Origin of the sequence: Pseudomonas sp. NCIMB 10586 (assembly GCF_023127895.1) — a bacterium.
Taxonomy (GTDB): domain Bacteria; phylum Pseudomonadota; class Gammaproteobacteria; order Pseudomonadales; family Pseudomonadaceae; genus Aquipseudomonas; species Aquipseudomonas synxantha_A.
The window spans coordinates 127,073-128,349 of the sequence record NZ_SPKQ01000051.1 but is presented as its reverse complement, the minus strand read 5'-3'; the positions used below and the strand labels follow the sequence as shown (position 1 = coordinate 128,349).

General features: G+C 61.9%; 1 protein-coding gene and 1 pseudogene. Both read left to right on the top strand.

Going from position 1 to position 1,277, the window contains the following annotated elements; translation table 11 throughout:
• Nucleotides 1-551, top strand: a pseudogene (locus tag E4P01_RS26885) (arabinose ABC transporter substrate-binding protein); the annotation flags it as partial.
• A partial coding sequence (locus tag E4P01_RS26880; RefSeq protein WP_248130177.1) for an ATP-binding cassette domain-containing protein occupies nucleotides 548-1,277 on the top strand: 730 nt, incomplete at its 3' end. The pseudogene E4P01_RS26885 and the gene E4P01_RS26880, both read left to right, overlap by 4 nt.

The window sequence follows — 1,277 nt, the reverse complement described above, 5'->3', positions numbered from 1 at the left end:
CCGAAGCGAAAAAACGCGGCTGGGACTGGAAGGACACTTATGCGGTGATCAACACCTTCAACGAACTCGACACCGGCAAGAAGCGCACCGACGGCTCGATCAAATCCCTGGAAGACGCCGGTATTCCCAAGGATCACATCCTCACCGCCGCGCTTAAAACCCTCGACGTACCCGGCAGCATGGACGCCACCAACTCGGCCTTGGTCAAGCTGCCGAGCGGGGCGAAGAACCTGATCATCGGCGGCATGAACGACAACACGGTGCTGGGCGGCGTGCGCGCCACCGAAAGTGCCGGCTTCAAGGCGGCCAACGTCATCGGCATCGGCATCAATGGCACCGACGCCATTGGCGAATTGAAGAAAGCCGACAGCGGCTTCTTCGGTTCCATGCTGCCGAGCCCGCACATCGAGGGTTACAACACCGCGCTGATGATGTACGAGTGGGTCACCAAAGGCACTGAACCACCGAAGTACACCGCCATGGACGAAGTCACCCTGATCACCCGCGAGAACTTCAAGGAAGAGTTGACCAAAATCGGGTTGTGGAAATGACCGCTGCGGCCCTGCGTTTTGACGCGATCGGCAAAACCTTTCCCGGGGTCAAGGCGCTGGACGGCATCAGCTTCACCGCCCACCCCGGGCAGGTGCACGCCCTGATGGGCGAGAACGGTGCGGGCAAGTCGACGCTGCTGAAAATCCTCGGCGGCGCCTACATTCCCAGCAGCGGCAGCGTGCAGATCGGCGCGCAGGTCATGGTGTTCAAGAGCGCTGCCGACAGCATCGCCAACGGTGTCGCGGTGATCCACCAGGAGCTGCACCTGGTGCCGGAAATGAGCGTGGCCGAGAACCTGTTCCTCGGGCACTTGCCGACGCGTTTCGGTGTGGTCAACCGCGGCGTGCTGCGCCAGCAGGCGCTGGCATGTCTCAAGGGCCTGGCCGATGAGATCGACCCCGACGAGAAGCTCGGGCGCCTGTCTTTGGGCCAGCGCCAACTGGTGGAAATCGCCAAGGCGTTGTCCCGCGGTGCCAACGTGATCGCCTTCGATGAGCCCACCAGCAGTTTGTCGGCGCGGGAAATCGACCGGCTGATGGCAATCATTGCGCGCCTGCGCGACGAGGGCAAAGTGGTGCTCTATGTGTCGCACCGCATGGAAGAAGTGTTCCGTATTTGCGACGCGGTGACGGTGTTCAAGGACGGTCGCTACGTGCGCACCTTCGAAGACATGAGCACGCTGACCCACGACCAGTTGGTGACCTGCATGGTCGGTCGCGATATCC